Below are 1,551 nucleotides of genomic sequence, written 5' to 3' on the forward strand. Positions count from 1 at the left end.
GCCCAGAGCAGGCGCTGGCGGTAGCGGGAGAGGTGAACTTTCGGACGGGTGGTCGGCATGGCGTTCAATGGAGTAGCAAAGCCGCCATGATAGGCAGTCGCCGTCGCCGTGACTGTGTGGAAATTGTCGGAACTTTGAATGCGGAACTTACAATTTCACGACAGTTTGCCGACCCTCCCGCTCAGCCTTCGCTGCGCGGCATCTTCGCCGCCAGTTCCGCCATGCCGGCCAGCAGTTCGATTGGCAGCGGGAACACGATGGTCGACGTGCGGTCGCCCGCGATCGTGCCGAGCGTCTGCATGTAGCGCAGTTGCATCGCGCCCGATTGCCGGGACAGCACCTGTGCCGCCTGCATCAGCTTTTCGGATGCCTGCAGTTCGCCTTCCGCATGGATCACCTTGGCGCGGCGCTCGCGCTCCGCCTCCGCCTGCCGCGCGATGGCGCGTATCATCGATTCGTCGAGGTCGACATGCTTGATCTCGACATTCGCCACCTTGATGCCCCAGGCATCGGTCTGCGCATCCAGCACCTGCTGGATATCCAGGTTCAGCCGCTCGCGCTCGGCCAGCATGTCGTCGAGCTCATGCTTGCCCAGCACCGCGCGCAGGGTCGTCTGCGCAAGCTGGCTGGTCGCCTCGAAGAAATTGGCGACCTGGATGATGGCCTTTTCCGGATCGACGACGCGGAAGTAAAGGACCGCGTTGACCTTCACCGATACGTTGTCGCGCGAAATCACATCCTGGGTCGGCACGTCCAGCACGACGGTGCGCAGGTCCACCCGCACCATCTGCTGCAGAACCGGGATGATGATGATCAGCCCCGGCCCCTTCACGCCCCAGAAGCGGCCGAGCTGAAAGACGACGCCGCGCTCGTATTCCCGCAGCACGCGGATGGACATGGCCAGCACGATGATGAGGACGATGAAGGGGACGATCAGTCCGGCGATGCTGAAGTCGAAGTACATGCTTATTCTCCTTGTTTGTCGGTGCCGGCGGGAACGACCCGCAGCACCAGTCCATCGCGTGCCACGACACGCACCCTTTGCATGCGATGCAGCGGCGCATCGCTGACCACCCGCCATGTCTCGCCGTGGATATGCGCCCATGCATCTTCCGGCGTTACGTTCACGATCTCCGCTTGGCTGCCGATCATGTCGCCCGGCCCTGCCTTGGCGGGACGGCGCCGGGTTTTCAACGCCACGGCGGCGATGGCCGCGACGAACAATGCGCTTGCGACGGCGATGCCGGCGATCAACCCGACCGGGATGCCGTACCCCGGCAGGTCGGTATCGATGAGCATCAATGCGCCCGTGACGAAGGCGGCGATGCCGCCGAGGCCGAGCGCGCCGAAACTGGGCAGGAAGGCTTCCGCCAGCAGGAAGGCCATCCCGAGAATGATCAGCGCCAGCCCCGCATAGTTCACCGGCAAGAGCTGCAATGCGTACAAGCCGAGCAGCAGGCAGATGCCGCCGACCACGCCCGGCACCACCATGCCGGGGCTCATGAACTCGAACATCAGGCCGTAGATGCCGATGGTCACCAGGATCAGCGC

At 63.9% G+C, this 1,551-nt stretch carries 2 protein-coding genes; both read right to left on the minus strand.

Translation table 11 applies throughout. The annotated features are described in order from the left end of the window. Positions 1–181 precede the first annotated feature (181 nt). Positions 182–964, minus strand: coding sequence for a slipin family protein (locus tag V7080_RS25340; RefSeq protein ID WP_334191148.1), 783 nt, complete (start codon positions 962–964; stop codon positions 182–184). 2 nt (positions 965–966) lie between these two features. Continuing rightward, positions 967–1,551, minus strand: a 585-nt coding sequence (locus tag V7080_RS25345) for an NfeD family protein (RefSeq protein ID WP_334191149.1), incomplete at its 5' end; no start/stop codon positions are given.

This window comes from Noviherbaspirillum sp., assembly GCF_036846085.1.
Classification (GTDB): domain Bacteria; phylum Pseudomonadota; class Gammaproteobacteria; order Burkholderiales; family Burkholderiaceae_D; genus Noviherbaspirillum.